Here is a 15,829-nt window from a genome sequence, read left to right on the forward strand (position 1 = left end):
CACAATCACCTCTTACTCCATAGACCGGCTAAACCCCTAGGATACAGCAAAAGTACAAGGGCCAAAGTTATAAACGAGATCGCGGGCCGATAGGCAGTGCTCAAGCCGATCTGGGAAAGATAATATACGCCAACAATCTCACTGAAAGCAATGATATAGGCTCCTATAATGCTTCCCAGAAGGCTTTCAAGACCCCCAAGGGTCACCGCGGCGAATATCGAGAGAAGTATGGAGAAGCCTGTATCAGGGTTAACCGTTATCCTGAAGGGCAGAAAAACACCGGCAACACTTGCGAAAGATGCAGAAAGCATCCAGCTAAGAGCATATACCCTTTTAACGTTTATCCCCAAAGCCTCGGACAAGGAGGGGTTCTCAATAACAGCACGCATAGCTATACCAACCTTTGTCTTGTAAAGGAAGAGATACAGTAGAAGCAAAAACAGCCAGGCAACCGCCGAGGAAATCACAAGTAAACCGGGAAGCGTAGAGCCTAAAAAGTTGACATTCACATCCTTGAAGACTATCCCACGTGTATAGACCCCTAGGGAACGCTGAAGCACGTCTGCATATATCTGCACGGAGTATCTGAGGATAAAGTCCAAAGCCATAGAAACAATCATCAAAGTAACTAGCGACGCTTTACCACGCAACGGCTCAAACACGACTCTATACACAAGAAAACCAAGCAACAAACCACCGACAAAAGAGAATGGCAAAAATAAATAGGGATTGGCACCAAATAAAACACTCATCGTGTAAGCAACATATATACCAACAGTTGCAAAGTCGCCATGTGCAAAATTAGACACCCTTGTAGTAAGCAGGGTCAAGGATAGACCAATAGACAACAGTGACAAAAGGTTACCATACACCACTGCATCAACCAACAAATCCATAGCCATGCCGACCACCTACAGCCCTAGATACAGGGATAATAGATCCCTATGGTTCAGAAGCTCATCTGCGGATCCAAAAAACTTTACACTTCCTGACACTAGTAACAAGGCCCTCTCGGCAAGCTCCAAAGCCCTCCTCGTATTCTGTTCAACCAAGAGAACAGTTAAACCATACTCCCTGTTTAGCGCGACAATTCTCCCAAAAACCTCCTCTGCTATCTTCGGTGCAAGAGCAGCGGTAGGCTCGTCAAACATAAGCATAACCGGGTTCTTCAGCAAAACCATTGCAAGTGCAACCATCTGTCTCTCGCCGCCACTAAGAGTTAAAGCCTTCCTATCCATCAGTCTCTTCACCTCTGGGAGAAACTCCTGAACTGACTTAAGCCTTTCATCAAGTTCACCATTGCTGTACTCGTAGCCTGCGAGCAAAAGATTCTCCCTAACTGTTAGCCCCTCAAAAACATTGCCTGTCTGGGGCAGGTATCCTAAGCCGTTCTTCACCCTTTCGTGTGGGGGAAAACTAGTGATCTCTTGTCCATTAAAAAATATGTGTCCAGAGAAAGTTCTGGCAAGGCCGAAAAGTGCCTTCAACAATGTGCTCTTTCCACTGCCATTGGGACCAACAACCGAAAATATTTCTCCCTTCTCAACGCTAAAAGAAACTTCATGAATTATAGTCATGTTTCCATAGCCTGCACTAAGGCTCTCAACCCTCAACAACTCCACTATGAACACCGTCTACCTAGAACTTCCAATATAGGCTTCCAGCACTAGGGGATCCTTTAAAACGACGTCAGGCGTCCCCCTCGAAATCACGCTACCTCTGTGCATCGCATAGACATAGTCAGAATACGAAGACGCCAAGTCAAGCCTGTGTTCAACAATGAGAAACGTTACGCCAAGCTCGTCTCTTATTTCTCTGAGACGCTTCATAATCTCCCTCGCAAGTGCAGGGTTTACACCAGCAAGAGGCTCGTCTAGCAGAACTACCCGTGGCTCACTCATCAATATCCTCCCGAGCTCAAGTAGCTTCATCTGTCCCCCACTCAACGAAGATGCAGGAGCATCCCACAGGTGATCAAGCCTCAGTAGAGACAAAATTTCTAGTGCCCTCTGAACCTGCTCTCTGTCCTTCGTCACCCATCTGTTTGACAACACAATGTCGAGGACGTTTTCTTCCAGAAAGTACTTGGACGGAATCAATACGTTCTCAAGAACACTTAGAGACCTAAATAATTGAGGGGTCTGAAAAGTTCTCACAATGCCTAGACGGAACCTCTCAGCTGGAGACATATAGGTAATGTCTTTGTCCTCATAGTAAATAGCACCAGTATCTGGCTTAAGGACACCACCAACAACATTAATAAGCGTAGTTTTCCCACTACCATTAGGACCAATAAGTAAGGTAATGGTCGAACGTCCAACCTCTAGAGATACATTATCCAAGGCGACTAGCCCGCCAAACCTTTTTGAGACACTGCTGACACGTAGGACGGTTCCTTCCATATATCTTCAGGAAAACACAGCCAAAGCTTCAAGGTTTAAAAGATTATGATTTGAAAGATAATTTGACAGCAAATCATTTACATTCAGCTATTTAAGCATGATTAACTATATTTATAAATTAAAGTGAGAGCTTCCTCAGATCCGATATTTTCAGACAAAAATAAAGCATTTAAAGGCGTAAAGCGTGCAATATAAGATAACTGTGTTATTTGATAGATACGGCAGACCCCTAGACAACCTTAGAATCACAGTTACTACAGCATGTAACTACAATTGTGTATTCTGTCATCGGGAAGGAGAAGATACAAATAACACCCAGCTTACGCCCGACCAGATAACCGACGTAGCAACGGCAGCCTACAGCCTAGACATTAGGAAATTCAAAATAACGGGTGGTGAGCCCCTCCTACGGGAAGACCTCCCAGAAATAATTCATAGTCTCAAATCCATCGGCAAAGGTATAGAAGTGTCACTCACAACAAACGGTTACCTCCTCGAAGACAAACTCAACAGGCTTGTTGATAAGGGCCTTGACCGCATAAATGTTAGTCTTCACGCTGTTTCACCACAGACATACGTGGCCGTCACACAAGTAAAGGGCCAGGACAAGGTGCTACGTGGACTAAGTCTAGCTAAGGACTACTCTCTGCCCGTAAAACTAAACTATGTATTGACAAAAGCAAACGTTGGCGAACTAGAGAAGGTGCTAGACTACGCGTCTGAAATGAGCTTCAATGTAAACCTAATTGAGCTTATACCGCAGGGGAAAGGAAAAGAAATTTTCGATAAACTTTACGTCCCCGCAGAAGAAGTCCTACCATTGCTGGAATCCAAGTCTTCTAGAGTAGAAGTCAGACCCCTACATTCCAGACCTATCTTCAAGCTGGAGACAGGCATCCAAGTCGAAGTCATAGCGAACTACTGCAATCCATTCTTCTGTGCCGGTTGCACAAGGATACGTTTAACCCACGACGGAAAACTTAAAACATGCCTAAACAGAGACGACAACCTTGTAGACATTAGAAATACACTTATGGATCGAAGCCACGAAAAGCTAGATAAACTCAGAGAAAGCATCATAAAGGCAAACTTTCTGCGGGAGCCATTTTTCAAAATGAACGGCTATGGGGCGACAACTTATGATGGAAAAATAACATGCCCACTTAGAAAAATAGCCCAGCTGTCCCTTAGTCATGAGGAGAAAAAGAAAAAATAATTTTTGGAACCTATTCTAGGTTTTCTGCAACAACTTCAGCCAGAGTCTTTAATGTCACGTTGACTCCATGAGCCTTAGTAGTAAAGCCTAGAGTATGGAAGCATCCGACACAAGCTGTGCTAACAACTGTGGCGCCGGACTCCTTTATCTCCTGCACCTTTTCCCTGCCAGCAATCAACATGTCGCGGTAGAGTTTGTCCAGAAAGTTTTTCTCAGTCGGCGTAATCTCCAGCTTCATGCCCATCAATTTCTCCATCATTTCCTGGGTTGGGGGCACGATACATGCGATAGAGTTTCCTCCGCCACAGCATTTACTGAACAATCCGTGGCTCTTCAGCTTGACGAAGTTTGTTGAAACTTTTGACAATACTTCAGCAGGCTCCTCGATGAGACCGCCAAACCTACCCATTTTGCATGGGCTGTGCCAAGTGATGCGCTCGTTTGTCTGTTTAACTTTGAGCTTGCCCTGGTTAATGGCGTCTACAAGAATCTCAACTAGGTGCAGTACCTTGAAGCTTGGCTTCTCACCGACGACTCCTGGAAGCTCGAACCTGAAGAATGTGTAGGGATACCCTCCGTCACTGAAGACAAGGTACTCTGGATTAATGTTCTTTATGTAGTCGTATATCTTCTTCGCGATTATCATGGTAGACTCGTGGTCGCCTGCAAGCTTGCCGATGGGTGCTCTAATAGAGAGAGGCTTACTAGGCATCGTCCAGTCAATACCAAGTTTTGACAATATCTTTGCAGTTGAGACTACTGCGCCGGGTGTAATCATTGCTTCAGCAAGAGATGGTAGATAGAGGTATTTTGCTCCTTTCTTGTCTAGCTCTACGTTTGCAACGTTGCGAACCTGTGACATGACATTGTCCCAGACCTGTTTGAAGCCCGGATTCTCGAGGAACATGCCGCTGGTCTCAGCGTCTACCATTAGCTTGAGCAGTGATGGAACTCTCCCTGTCTGAGCCAAGAAGCCCCTTAACTGAGCAATCATTTCGCCGCTGTGGATGCTGAATGGACATGTAATATAGCAGAGACCACAGTTTGTGCAGTGATAGGCGAGGTCAACCCACTTGTCTAATTCTTCTTTGCTCTTGGGAAGCTTCCCATCAAACAGCCAGGGGAACAGCTTAGGCAAGAGATTTATCTCTTGCCGCAAAACGTGTCTAAGTGGCTCTGCCTTGCTTACAGGCCCATATTCCTCCCCGACAGGCGTAAATGGACAGTTAACTTCGCATAGTGCACATCCTACACAGTTCTCAAGGAAGTGCAGTGAAACCGGGGTAAGATGGGATGCAGTTTTTTTCGCCGCTACTTTTACCGTTTCCTTTTTGAACTGTTCCCAGCTCATAAAGACCCCCTGTTAAACTTGATGTCGTACCATTCATGGAGCTTGCCATACCAGTAACCAAACACGAAGTGCCAGAACTTCGAAAACGGCAGGTAAGCTACAAGTGTCTCCGCTAGGAGTATATGTGTCCCGAGGACTAGCCTATACGTAGCAATGTCGGGGGTCGGCAAGTGGTGGGTAGCAAGGAATCCTGAAACGAGGATGGCTAGGAGTAGGAACAAGTCTATAAAGTCGCCTAGACGCAGGTGCGGCAACTTGTGCAAGGCTCGTACAATCTTGTCGCCAAACTTGTATGACACACCGATAATTGCCAGTATGGCTAACAGATCCCCGTTGAGGATAATTGTCAATGGACCCCAAATGGTGTTCACGAAAGTCCACGACATGCTACTGGCAGGAAGAACATTTGTAAAGAAGCTCTGAGAACCAGTAGTAATGCTTGTGGGTATGGCGAACGGCTTCAGGAGAGAGTAGAAAGGTAGCCAGTAGCTAAACATAGCAACGTGCTGGCCAAGCAGGAAAATCAAGGGAATCACGCCAACAATGTGGAGAGCAATAAGTCCACCTATAAAGTCCCCCTTCCTTTTCTGCGCCGCGATAATCAGTGGATCCAGAAACGTCTTGACAAGCCCGACCAGCAAAGAAGCAAACGACTTCTGACGCCTTGGCGCACTGGGCTTGCGCTTCCAGAGGAAGACATACCTAGACAGCCTGTAGGCTACGCCGAACAAGAAGACCGCAACTACATAGGGAGGCAAGACATATATTGCTAGGTCAAGCAGATCCATTACGTCCCTTCACCTCACTATCATCTTCTTGATTATCTTGTTCTCGCCAACCTGCAGGTGAACAGCACATGCAATACAAGGGTCGAAACTCCTAATAGCGCGGACAAAGTCCACACCTTCCCATTGATCTGGCGAGACCTCCTCGGTAACTATTGTGTTGGCGACGCTCTGCTCAAAGGGAGACATACCCCACTTGTCCTTCGGAGACACGTTGCCCGTAGTCGGCGCGTGGATCTGGTAGTTCACAATCTTTCCTCCTTCCTGAACTACCCAGTGCCTTACAGTGCCCCTGGGCGCCTCAGTGAAGCCGACACCAAAGGTTCTTCGAGATGGGGCAGTCCATGGCCTGGAAGTCTTCACCCTACCATTCCTGACTAGCTCTACAGCCTTCACTACGTTATCCCAAGCAGACGCAACGTCGACCACAACGTTGAACGCCCTTGCCAACACTCTCTGAAGCGTGGTCGAGTAGGGCGGCGCGCGCCATTCAAGATCCATCTCGTCGACAACCGACGCAGGCAGGTCGTCTGCACCACCGCTCCTAGGCAAGGTTACCTTGAGTACACCGTTTCCGCTTCCATAGTTGTTCGGCTGGTAGGCTGTCACAGTTAGCCTAGCTATTGGGCCAACCTCGAAAGGCGTTATTGTGCCGTCCTTCCACACAAACCTGACATGGGCAGCCCAGTTGTACTTGCCGTTCCAGTCGCGGGCAGTAGGCTTAGGTATAGTGGTCTTGTTCCACGGGTGATAGGCAACGTCGTACTTGCCCCATAGGAGCGGGTTGCCCTCAGGATCCTTTTCTGTGTATATCGGCATGGCTCCTTTCCAGTCCTCGTAGAACGCTCTCTCAACATGCTCCATTATGCTCAGGTTTATCTCCTTGTAGCTCTTGGTTACAAGCTCGCCGTTCACGAAGGCTCCAGGCTTAATCTCACGCTTGCTTGCGGCCTGGTCAATATTCTTGTAGAAGTCTTCGGGAGATCCGTCCAGAGAAGAGTAGGCTTCTGGGTCGTCAAAGAGACCGCCACTTACCATGTTGTGTTTCCTGTAGGTTAGACCCTGGTCTCTGTAGCCGTGTCTCTCCTCGTAGAACCATACAAGATCCTGCCACACAGCGTATAGGAACTTGGCCCAAGCAGTAAGCTTTGTAAGCCTATACGTATAGCCAACAAGCAGGTACTCTGCATTAGTCAAATCTGTCGTTATGCCTCCTGGGACAACTGTTGAGGGGTGGCTGTGGCGACCATAGATCAGGACGCCGGCTTCCCTCGCAATCCTCGAATACTTCATTGTTAGTTGCCATATCTTGCCAGAAACCGGATTGAGTGCTCTCATTATGTCTGATATCTTGGCGAAGCCGTGGATGTCCCTATGCGGCGCGTCCGTCTTCTGTGCGTCATCCCACACGCTGGGGGTAAGCTTCTTCACTATCAGCTCGCTGTAGTCGGGGCCGCCAAGCATATTCAAGATAAGTGGGTGGTCATACAGAGCATCGGTCATTGCGAAAGCCATGTTTCTCAGTACTACGCCTAGGGGCTCGGGTGCAACACCATAAGCCATGTCCACTGCGTGCATAGACGCGTTTGTATGGCTTGCTCCACACACACCACAAATCCTAGACGTAATATGGATAGCGTCCTCTGGAGGCCTCCCCCTCAAGAACACCTCAAAACCCCTAAACATCGTCGCAAATACCCAGACGTCGCTAGGCTTCCTGGTAGCTGTGTCCACTAGAGCCCTGAGAGCAAGGTGTCCCTCAATCCTCGTAATTGGATCTATAAATATTTCCCTCTGACTCATTTACCCCTCACCCCTTAACCTCTTTAGTAACTTCTTCCTTTTTCTTCTCAATATTCTTACTAGTCCAATAAGCCAGCCCAACACCAGCTAGCAAAGCCGCGACAGCAGCAGCACCCTCTAGACCGCTTGGAACCCTTGGCGCCTGCAGAGGCTTATAGAACGGCTCATACGCATCTGTAAACCCTGGCATGGTGCACCCGATACACACACCACCAGTCCTCGTTGGTCCACCTACGCCGTTAACCCAGCCAAGCTTGTTCCACGGACAGTTAGAAATCGGCCCCTTGCATCCAACTGCATATAGACACTTGTAGCTGTTCTCCCCTGGATAAGCCCTGAAGTCGCCAGCCGCATAAGAACCTGCACGTGGACACTGCTCGTGGACAGTTGCCCCATATATAAACTTTGGACGCCAGTACACGTCCAGTTCAGGCAGGGGTAGGAGACCCTTAGCCCAAAGCACAAGCGCCGCTAGGGTCCTCAATTGGCCGTTCCCGTTAGCCGGGCACCCCGGCACAGCAACAGCTGGCCTGCAGTCACCCCTAATCTCTCCTGGCTTCAGGCTACACTGCCCACTAATAAACTTCCTGAAAGGCTCAGCTTCAGGCAACTGACTCACTAGACCCTTGATACCCCTAATAGGATCATCAAAGAAACCAACAGCGCCAGTCGGGCTATCAGACCACTTCGACTGTGGCAGACCCTGCACCCTCTCAATAACCTTGTTAGCCACCAGTCCACCATAGCTGGCACAGTTCCCGACAGCCACGACCGCGACCGCACGCTTCAACAAGCGCCTCATCCACTCAACACAGGAAATAGGCTTGCCATTCTCGTCCCCGATATAACAGTAATAGTCGCTCCCAGGAGGACCGCCAGCCTTCTCGTCCTGCGGGAAGCTCCCTTCCAAAACCAGCACAAATGGGTCAAGCTTGCCTTCGACCGCTGCACGCAGGATATCTAGGGCACCCTCGCCCCACTCAGGCATCACGGTCTCGTGGAAAGCAAGCTTCACATTACCGGGTCCAACCAAGTGGAAAGATCCTCCAAGAACATCGATGAGGTCTGGCTCGGTAGCCTGAATAAGTGCAGTTGTATTGCCGGCGCAGTCCTGGGCCTCAAACCACACAATATTGATAGAGCCACTCTGGGCCTGGGCTACAGCGAGCCTAACAAGCTCGTCCCAGTTAAGCGAAGCCAGGAACGCTGTACTCCCTGCTAGCTTTACAAAGTCTCTTCTTGAAATATTTGGCAAGTTTGTCATAACAAGAAGTAAGTTGTAATAACTATTATTAAAAACTTATTTTTATAAAAATCTAAAAAAAGAAAAAAGCATGATAATTAATGCATAAAAATCTTATCTTCTTATACTTTTAACTATAAAACAAAGATAAGTATGATCTTTATCAGTGGATGGAAGTATATATCTTTATCTATATATGTTAATTAAAAATACTCTTGAACAACAACAATTAAAACAGGATGTAAAACATCAATATAGTATGGTCAATAAAGAGGAAACCTACATGCGCATAATCAAACTCGCCGCGAGAGCATACACCTCCTGGAACAAGTTCATCGAATCACTTTTTCCTCAACCTCCAAACCCGCTTGAACAAAAAATATACACCTTAAACTCTCCGAAAGAGCCCGACCTAGCCACCATGATACAGGAACTCAAGAACACTGGTCACCAAGACCTAGTTGAAAAAATTCTAAGCAGGCCCCCCAAGGTCTTAGTGGGGTTCCTCTACGACCTAAGCGAGCCCGGAGAACTCATATACGACACATATGGATACACATTCCAAAAAGCCCAAGAATGCCCTAACATCACAGTCGAAGATTTCTCGACGGACGCACTCACGGTAAATGACATAATCGCCAGAGAAAAACCAGACAAGATAATCATCGTAACGGCCAAGAGGCGCCAGCGCCCACCCGGAATCTACACAGCGCAGACCACACTTCAAGCGACACAGGAAAACCCAGCCGAAATGCTACGAGCATCGTTGGAGGGCTCGCTAGACATAGACGCTTTGCTCGATGCACTACGTGTACTAGCACCCGGACGAATAATATCAATCATAGAATACGAGCCCCCGGAAGACGCCACGCAGGGTCTCAAGGAGCAACTCATACAAGACATAAATAGAATCTTACAAGAAGAGTGCCAAAAATGAAGACTATAATAATAGGAATAGGAAACACTATGCTCGCAGACGACGCCATAGGACCACTAACGGCACAGGCACTTAAAAACTGTGGAGCACCAGCAATAAGCCTTGAACTAGATGCGTTCACAGCCGCCACCTACCTCGAAAACGTAGATCTCGCCATTTTCATAGACACGCTGGAGCCAGTTTATGGACGGCCAGGACAGATAATACAGCTACAGCTAGACCCAACACGCCTCTCACCAGAAGAAATGGCAAAAGCATTCTCGCGAGAACTATCCTCACATCACCCAACGCCAGCAGACGTTGTCCTGCTGGCCTATTCCTCAGGAATATTCAAAGGAAAAGCAATACTAATAGGAATTGTACCAGAAACGCTTGAATTTGCACATCCGCCATCAACTACAACAATTTCAAAGATTAAAGAAATATGCGGAAAACTCGCAGAGACAGCAAACCTGCAGATCGACTGTAACTGTGTAGAAGCAAACTTCAAAGAAATACTGGAAACTTTAAAAATGTAAAACAAAAATATAGAAATTGTTATAGGTCCTCGTCTACCCTTCTAGCCCAGATGTTCTTTAGCCCCTTCCTAGTCCTCCTCATTGGCCAGCCAAGGTCCTCATCGTACCTCTCTATGCCGAGGTTCTTCTCCAGCAACACCCTGTGCTCAATCGAGGCAACAAGCTCACGTGTCTTAGCCACGACGTCTGGGTTCACACTGATGCTGTCAATGCCCTGCCTCACTAGGAACTCGGTAAACTCTGGATACACGCTGGGCGCTTGTCCACAAATGGACACAGTCCTGTAGCCATAGGGAGACTTGTGAGCCTTCTCGATCAGCATTGCAATAGCTGTCCTCACGGCTGGGTCTCTTTCGTCGAAATACCTTGGATCAATCTTCGGCAAGATAGCGCTGTCCCTGTCTGTGCCGAGAGTCAGTTGTGTCAAGTCGTTCGATCCAATGCTGAACCCGTCGAAGTACCTTGAAAACTCTTCGGCCAGGAACACGATGCTAGGCACCTCTGCCATTGCCCAGACCTTGAAATCGCGGCTACTCTCCAGGCCTTCTTCGGCCAACAGCTTAATGAACTTCTCGGCCTCCCATAGGGTCCTCACGAATGGAGCCATTACCCACACATTGCCGAGACCCATCTCGTCCCTAACCTTCTTTATAGCCCTGACCTCCAGCCTGAAGGCCTTCTCATACTGCGGGCTAATGTATCTGCTAACACCGCGCCAGCCGAGCATCGGGTTGTCCTCCTGTGGTTCATACTTTTCTCCGCCCTTCAGCTGCCGGTACTCATTGGTCTTAAAGTCACTGAACCTAACAACGACAGGCCTCGGGTAAATCTCCCTAGCAACCATCGCTATACCTTCAGCCATCTTGTTTACTAAGACGTCTCCCCTGCCAGTCTCAAGCAGATAGAGTGGGTGCTCGCCCACGTAGCTGGCCATGATAAATTCTACACGCATTAGCCCTATGCCGTCAAAGGGTAGGTCCTTATAGTCCTTAATTTTCTCGGGGACACCTAGATTCATGTAGATCTTTGTGCCAGTGATAGGTTTGTACACAATTTCGATGGGTGCCGCGGCCGCCACGGCAGCCTTCTCCTCCTTCTTGCCGCCAAGAAGCTCCTCAACTCTCCCCTCATACACTATACCGGCACGAGCATCAACTGTATAATCTTTCCCGTCGACGAGAACCTTTGTAGCCTCACGTGTACCAACAATGACAGGAATGCCTAGCTCCCTACCAACAATGGCGGCGTGAGCCGTCATTCCTCCCTCGTCTGTCACAATTGCCGAGGCCATCTTCATGTATGGGACCCAGTCAGGATCCGTCATTGTCGTAACTAGGATGTCGCCTGGCTGCATCTTTGTCTTTGCGTCCTCGAGGGACAGGCAGATCTTTGCTTTTCCGTAGGCTACTCCTGGGCTTGCCGGGAGTCCTTTTAAGACTGCCTTGGCTTCTGCGAGGCTTTTAACCGCGGTTTCTTGCGGCTTTGCCTCCTTGGTGCTCCAGACTGTTTCAGGTCTTGCTTGGACTATGAATATGCTTTCTGGGAACTTCATGTCCCTGTCAACGGCCCACTCTATGTCCATTGGCCTGCCATAGTGTTTCTCGATTTTGACTGCAAGCTCGGCTAGCCTGAGAACTTCTTCATCTGTTAGTGACGGGGCTTTGCGGCGGGCCTCCTCTATTTCTCTCTCGATTGTGCGACCAGTCTGGGGGTCTCTGACTAGCTCCTTAAATTTCTCTACTATTCTGCGCTCCACGATGGTCATAGTGTTTTTGTCTACTACCCATTCGTCCGGCGTTACTTTTCCACTGACTACGGCTTCTCCTAGTCCCCAGTGTCCCTCAATGACGATTTTGCTCCGATCCCCTGTAACTGGGTGAAGGGTGAACATTACGCCTGCCGTGCGAGAGTTAACCATTTTCTGAACCGCGACACTGATCAGCACCTTTTCGTGTTTGAAGCCTTTGCTTTCCCTGTAGAAAATAGCCCTTGGGGTGAAAAGGGAAGACCAGCATTTCCTAACCTTGTCTATTACGTCGTCTTCTCCCTTCACATTTAGATAGGTTTCTTGTTGCCCAGCGAAGCTTGCGTCTGGCAGGTCTTCTGCTGTAGCAGAGCTTCTGACTGCTACGAATTCTTCTTTTTTGCCAACCCTCTGACTTAGCTGTCTATAGGCTTTTCTGATTTCCTCCTCAATGTCTTTGGGCATCTTTACGCTTTCGATTAGTTTTCTGATTTCGTTGCTTGCCTCAACATAGTCTTCGGGCTTTGCAGAGCCTGCCGGGACTTTTTCTCTAAGGATCTCGTATACTTTGTCTTTTATGCCTGTTTCCTCGATAAAGCGTTTGTAGGCATAGGCTGTTACTGCGAAGCCTGGGGGCACAGGTATACCTGCATTTATCAGTTCTCCGAGGTTTGCGTTTTTGCCTCCAACGATGGGTACGTCTTCTTTTCTAAGCTCTTCAAACCACAAAATTATTTTGGTTGATTTGTCGCTCATTTTGCTCGTGGATGTATTTTCGATATGATTTAAAAAGGTTGTGAGATAAATGTTATTATTTTCTTTTTCTTTGAAACATGTTTTTTCTTTGCTAGGCTAATTTTAATAACTTAGAGAGAAACCTATACCGAACTATTGAACTATGATTTTTCCTTGATGCTTTCTTTCGTAAAAGTAAAAACCATGTTTTTACCATTACTCATTTTCTTGGTGATGGATTAAATATTCTTGAAGAGAAACAAGAGAAGAAGCAATTTTGCGCAGAACCTTCTGGTAAATGCTGATTTTTCACATTAGAATTTTTGACAGAGATTTACATGGGAAATAATCCTCTCCATTCTGTCTACAGGATGTAGAATTTTTCTGCTCTATTCTTTTCTATTTTACCGGCTCTTCATCTTTGGGGTTGCTGTAGCGATGAGTTTTTATGTCATTTTTGAATCTTTTTGGTTGCGCCCTATGAGCGGATGTGCCCCGAAAGGGGCTTGTGCGAGGGCGCTTGTATTGAGCCAGATTGGACGCATAATTCTTAAATTTTTCTTGCTCGTTGTGGTGGTGGTTTTCATGGAGAGTGGATATAGTGTTACTCCCTGGGAAGCTCGTGGAAAGATAGACTACGACAAGTTAATTGAAGAATTTGGAGTCGAGAAGCTGGGACCCGAGCTTGTTGAGCGCATTGGTAGGCTTGCTGGTGGCCTCCACTGGCTTCTGCGTAGGGGGTTCTTTTTTGCCCATAGGGATCTGGGGCTTGTATTGGACGACTATGAAGCTGGAAGGGGATTCTTCCTTTATACGGGACGTGCCCCGAGCAACTCGCCTATGCATATTGCCCACATTGTACCATTTGTAGCTACTAGGTGGCTCCAAGAGAAGTTCAATGTGAATGTTTATATAGAGATCCCAGACGAGGAAAAATTCCTTGCAAAGAAGGTTGAAAGCCTAGATGAAGTTGAGCCATACGTGAGACAGGACATATTGAACATAGCGGCCCTAGGCTTCGACCCAGACAGAACATTCATCTTTAGGGATACAGAGTACATCTCGCGAATGTACAGGGCCGCCGTAAGGGTTGCAAGACTCATAAATTTTTCAACGGCTAAGGCTGTCTTCGGCTTCGACGGAGAAACGAGCATAGGGCTGATATTTTATCCTGCACTTCAGATCGTGCCCACCCTTTTCGAGAACAAGAGACCCCTGATACCGTGCGGGATCGACCAGGACCCCTACTTTAGGCTACAGAGGGATATTGCGCCGAGGCTAGGAAGGTATAAGACCGCTGAAATACTGTCCAAACTAGTTTGGGGCCTCACTGGTCCAGAGACGAAGATGTCTGCCTCTCAGCCTGAAACTGCCATACTGCTGAATGATCCACCCGACGTTGTCAAGAAGAAGATAATGAATGCCTATACTGGCGGCAGAGCGACAATAGAGGAACAGAGGAAATTAGGAGGAGTCCCAGAAGTCTGCACAGTCTTCCACTGGTACAGCGTACTTTTTGAAGAGGACGACAAGAAGCTCGAGGAAAGATATTGGGCCTGCAAGACGGGCAAACTCATGTGCGGCGAGTGCAAGCTAGAGCTCGTCCAGAGGATAAACAGGTTCCTCGAGCAACACAGAGCAAATGTAAAGCGAGCAGAGGAAAAACTACACCTCTACATGTACGACGGGAAGCTTGCCCAAGAAATGTGGAACTGGGAATTCAGGTAAACGGCGGCGTCTCTTCACCTCCTTTTCTTCACTTTGTCGGCAGTCAACGCTCACGTCATCCGCCGCCAATAAAAAAACCGCACAAACTAGTTAAAAACTTAAACAGCAAGCACGCTCCAAGTTAGTCGTGAACTGGGAACAAGATAAAACCATGTATGTACCTCCGAGCGGTGTTGAGAAAATCTTGACCATAAACTCTTTTTTGGTTATTTGTAAAAACATGCCTTTAAACAGCTAACCTTCCTTCAGCCACGAAGCGCGCTATTGTAGATGCTTTCAAGTTGAATTGCATAGTCTAAAGACCGAATCCCCAGCAAGCATGCTAGCGGGCTATGTAAATAGTAATCCCTTACTATGTTATTCCATACAACCCTTGTCTCTTTCTGCACCCTGGGACATCCATTCATGTAGACAAACGTTGGTATCCCTGTGGGCAGATTTACTGCTACTAGTAGTGGTGGTTCGTCCGATTGGTATTTCTCCAGGATATACATAGAGGGACAAGAGGTAAGTCTTCTAAGAGGCTCTGTTTCTCGGTATGCTGACGATAGGTAGTTCTCCAGATTTGCTCGAAGGGATTCATTTCTCAAAGAAAGCATCATTGGACTGTTTTTTGTTAAACTTATGATCTTCTCATCCTGAAAATCTACAATGACTCTCTCAACTCTTTCAAAAACAACATTTCTCAGCTCACCACGTAATGCTGGTGTCTCTCCGAGCCTAGCATAGAGAAAGCTCATTCTAATGTTTTCAGATTCAAATAATGGAAAAACCATGCCTAAGTTAGTGCCATTTATTAAGTAATAACCATCCCCCTGAATATAATACATGTGAACGCTTCTATTTAATGAAAGTAAAGTTCTATTTTTATTCTTTGGCTCCACAACCTCTCCCTTTACGCTGAGAATGAAGGTAACCTCAAAAAGAGACCCGTTAACTTTCTTAGCTAGTATGAGTAACTTTGAAGAATTAGCCGGTACCCAAACATCACCATCAGAAGTTTCTAGAAATATGGGTGTGACAAAGACGTACTCTAACTGGAGGCCTTTTCCCAGATCTTTGAAATCAGGTTTGCACAAGGCTACAATGCTCTCCGGTCGCTCATAATAGCTGTTCATACTTTCTGTAGTTATATTAGCATCTGTCTCTGATTGCCCTCTTTCATGAAAAATATAAGTATAATCAATATAAAAAGGGATCCAGCGATACACAAAGCCAACAGTAACAGCGGTTAAAGCCAATAGAACCACTATAATTAGAGTCGTCAGTTTCTTCATGTCCTGTATTATTTAAGGAGTTGTGACATATTTATTTTTAATGATAAGCGCGCTGACCGCGTCGCAAGGTGTAGAGCTGGCGGGTACTGA

General features: G+C 47.1%; 13 protein-coding genes. 4 read left to right on the forward strand and 9 right to left on the reverse strand.

Features of this window, described 5'->3' with window-relative positions; translation table 11 throughout:
- Positions 1–5: 5 nt before the first annotated feature.
- The 3 genes from QXT17_RS01935 to QXT17_RS01945 are packed head-to-tail and all read right to left on the reverse strand — an operon-like array spanning position 6 to position 2,402.
- Positions 6–902 (reverse strand): branched-chain amino acid ABC transporter permease, encoded by an 897-nt coding sequence (locus tag QXT17_RS01935; RefSeq protein WP_342783729.1) that lies wholly within the window; start codon positions 900–902, stop codon positions 6–8.
- Between the two features lie 9 nt (positions 903–911).
- The gene (locus tag QXT17_RS01940; protein WP_342783403.1) at positions 912–1,622 is read right to left on the reverse strand and encodes an ABC transporter ATP-binding protein; all 711 of its coding nucleotides are present in this window, start codon (positions 1,620–1,622) and stop codon (positions 912–914) included.
- 12 nt (positions 1,623–1,634) lie between these two features.
- Positions 1,635–2,402, reverse strand: a complete 768-nt coding sequence (locus tag QXT17_RS01945) for an ABC transporter ATP-binding protein (RefSeq protein ID WP_342783402.1) — start codon at positions 2,400–2,402, stop codon at positions 1,635–1,637.
- Between the two features lie 184 nt (positions 2,403–2,586).
- Here QXT17_RS01945 and moaA point away from each other — a divergent pair, with 184 nt between their 5' ends.
- Positions 2,587–3,618: a GTP 3',8-cyclase MoaA gene (moaA, locus tag QXT17_RS01950; RefSeq protein WP_342783401.1), complete on the forward strand. Its 1,032-nt coding sequence runs from the start codon at positions 2,587–2,589 to the stop codon at positions 3,616–3,618.
- A gap of 10 nt (positions 3,619–3,628) precedes the next feature.
- Here the strand turns inward: moaA and QXT17_RS01955 are convergent, their stop codons facing one another.
- The 4 genes from QXT17_RS01955 to QXT17_RS01970 are packed head-to-tail and all read right to left on the reverse strand — an operon-like array spanning position 3,629 to position 8,821.
- The gene (locus tag QXT17_RS01955; RefSeq protein WP_342783400.1) at positions 3,629–4,969 is read right to left on the reverse strand and encodes a (Fe-S)-binding protein; all 1,341 of its coding nucleotides are present in this window, start codon (positions 4,967–4,969) and stop codon (positions 3,629–3,631) included.
- Positions 4,966–5,757 (reverse strand): hypothetical protein, encoded by a 792-nt coding sequence (locus QXT17_RS01960; RefSeq protein ID WP_342783399.1) that lies wholly within the window; start codon positions 5,755–5,757, stop codon positions 4,966–4,968. Before QXT17_RS01960 ends, QXT17_RS01955 begins: the two co-directional genes overlap by 4 nt.
- Positions 5,758–5,766: 9 nt before the next feature.
- Complete coding sequence (locus QXT17_RS01965; RefSeq protein WP_342783398.1) at positions 5,767–7,557, reverse strand: nickel-dependent hydrogenase large subunit; 1,791 nt, start codon at positions 7,555–7,557, stop codon at positions 5,767–5,769.
- Between the two features lie 7 nt (positions 7,558–7,564).
- Positions 7,565–8,821: a hyaluronate lyase gene (locus tag QXT17_RS01970; protein WP_342783731.1), complete on the reverse strand. Its 1,257-nt coding sequence runs from the start codon at positions 8,819–8,821 to the stop codon at positions 7,565–7,567.
- Positions 8,822–9,059: 238 nt separating this feature from the next.
- On the opposite strand from QXT17_RS01970, the gene QXT17_RS01975 reads away from it, so the two are divergent.
- Together QXT17_RS01975 and QXT17_RS01980 are read left to right on the forward strand one after the other, a co-directional pair.
- On the forward strand, positions 9,060–9,737 hold the full coding sequence (locus tag QXT17_RS01975) for a hypothetical protein (RefSeq protein ID WP_342783425.1): 678 nt from the start codon (positions 9,060–9,062) through the stop codon (positions 9,735–9,737).
- Entirely contained in the window at positions 9,734–10,255 is a 522-nt protein-coding gene (locus QXT17_RS01980; RefSeq protein ID WP_342814512.1) for a hydrogenase maturation protease, read from the forward strand. Before QXT17_RS01975 ends, QXT17_RS01980 begins: the two co-directional genes overlap by 4 nt.
- Positions 10,256–10,274: 19 nt before the next feature.
- Here the strand turns inward: QXT17_RS01980 and ppsA are convergent, their stop codons facing one another.
- Complete coding sequence (gene ppsA, locus QXT17_RS01985) at positions 10,275–12,755, reverse strand: phosphoenolpyruvate synthase (protein WP_342783426.1); 2,481 nt, start codon at positions 12,753–12,755, stop codon at positions 10,275–10,277.
- Positions 12,756–13,319: 564 nt separating this feature from the next.
- Here ppsA and QXT17_RS01990 point away from each other — a divergent pair.
- Positions 13,320–14,462 (forward strand): tryptophan--tRNA ligase, encoded by a 1,143-nt coding sequence (locus QXT17_RS01990; RefSeq protein ID WP_052885650.1) that lies wholly within the window; start codon positions 13,320–13,322, stop codon positions 14,460–14,462.
- Positions 14,463–14,707: 245 nt separating this feature from the next.
- On the opposite strand, the gene QXT17_RS01995 is transcribed toward QXT17_RS01990, so the two are convergent.
- Positions 14,708–15,739, reverse strand: coding sequence for a hypothetical protein (locus QXT17_RS01995; protein ID WP_052887265.1), 1,032 nt, complete (start codon positions 15,737–15,739; stop codon positions 14,708–14,710).
- Positions 15,740–15,829 lie beyond the last annotated feature (90 nt).

The organism is Thermofilum sp. (assembly GCF_038871435.1).
Classification (GTDB): domain Archaea; phylum Thermoproteota; class Thermoprotei; order Thermofilales; family Thermofilaceae; genus Thermofilum; species Thermofilum adornatum.

What these genes read in the sequence shown, in the direction of transcription:
- QXT17_RS01965 (WP_342783398.1), bottom strand. Translation starts at nt 7,557, where the DNA reads ATGAGTCAGAGGGAAATATTTATAGATCCAATTACGAGGATTGAGGGA.
- QXT17_RS01995 (WP_052887265.1), bottom strand. Translation starts at nt 15,739, where the DNA reads ATGAAGAAACTGACGACTCTAATTATAGTGGTTCTATTGGCTTTAACC.
- QXT17_RS01945 (WP_342783402.1), bottom strand. Translation starts at nt 2,402, where the DNA reads ATGGAAGGAACCGTCCTACGTGTCAGCAGTGTCTCAAAAAGGTTTGGC.
- ppsA (WP_342783426.1), bottom strand. Translation starts at nt 12,755, where the DNA reads ATGAGCGACAAATCAACCAAAATAATTTTGTGGTTTGAAGAGCTTAGA.
- QXT17_RS01960 (WP_342783399.1), bottom strand. Translation starts at nt 5,757, where the DNA reads ATGGATCTGCTTGACCTAGCAATATATGTCTTGCCTCCCTATGTAGTT.
- QXT17_RS01975 (WP_342783425.1), top strand. Translation starts at nt 9,060, where the DNA reads ATGGTCAATAAAGAGGAAACCTACATGCGCATAATCAAACTCGCCGCG.
- QXT17_RS01980 (WP_342814512.1), top strand. Translation starts at nt 9,734, where the DNA reads ATGAAGACTATAATAATAGGAATAGGAAACACTATGCTCGCAGACGAC.
- QXT17_RS01990 (WP_052885650.1), top strand. Translation starts at nt 13,320, where the DNA reads ATGGAGAGTGGATATAGTGTTACTCCCTGGGAAGCTCGTGGAAAGATA.
- QXT17_RS01935 (WP_342783729.1), bottom strand. Translation starts at nt 902, where the DNA reads ATGGCTATGGATTTGTTGGTTGATGCAGTGGTGTATGGTAACCTTTTG.
- QXT17_RS01955 (WP_342783400.1), bottom strand. Translation starts at nt 4,969, where the DNA reads ATGAGCTGGGAACAGTTCAAAAAGGAAACGGTAAAAGTAGCGGCGAAA.
- QXT17_RS01970 (WP_342783731.1), bottom strand. Translation starts at nt 8,821, where the DNA reads ATGACAAACTTGCCAAATATTTCAAGAAGAGACTTTGTAAAGCTAGCA.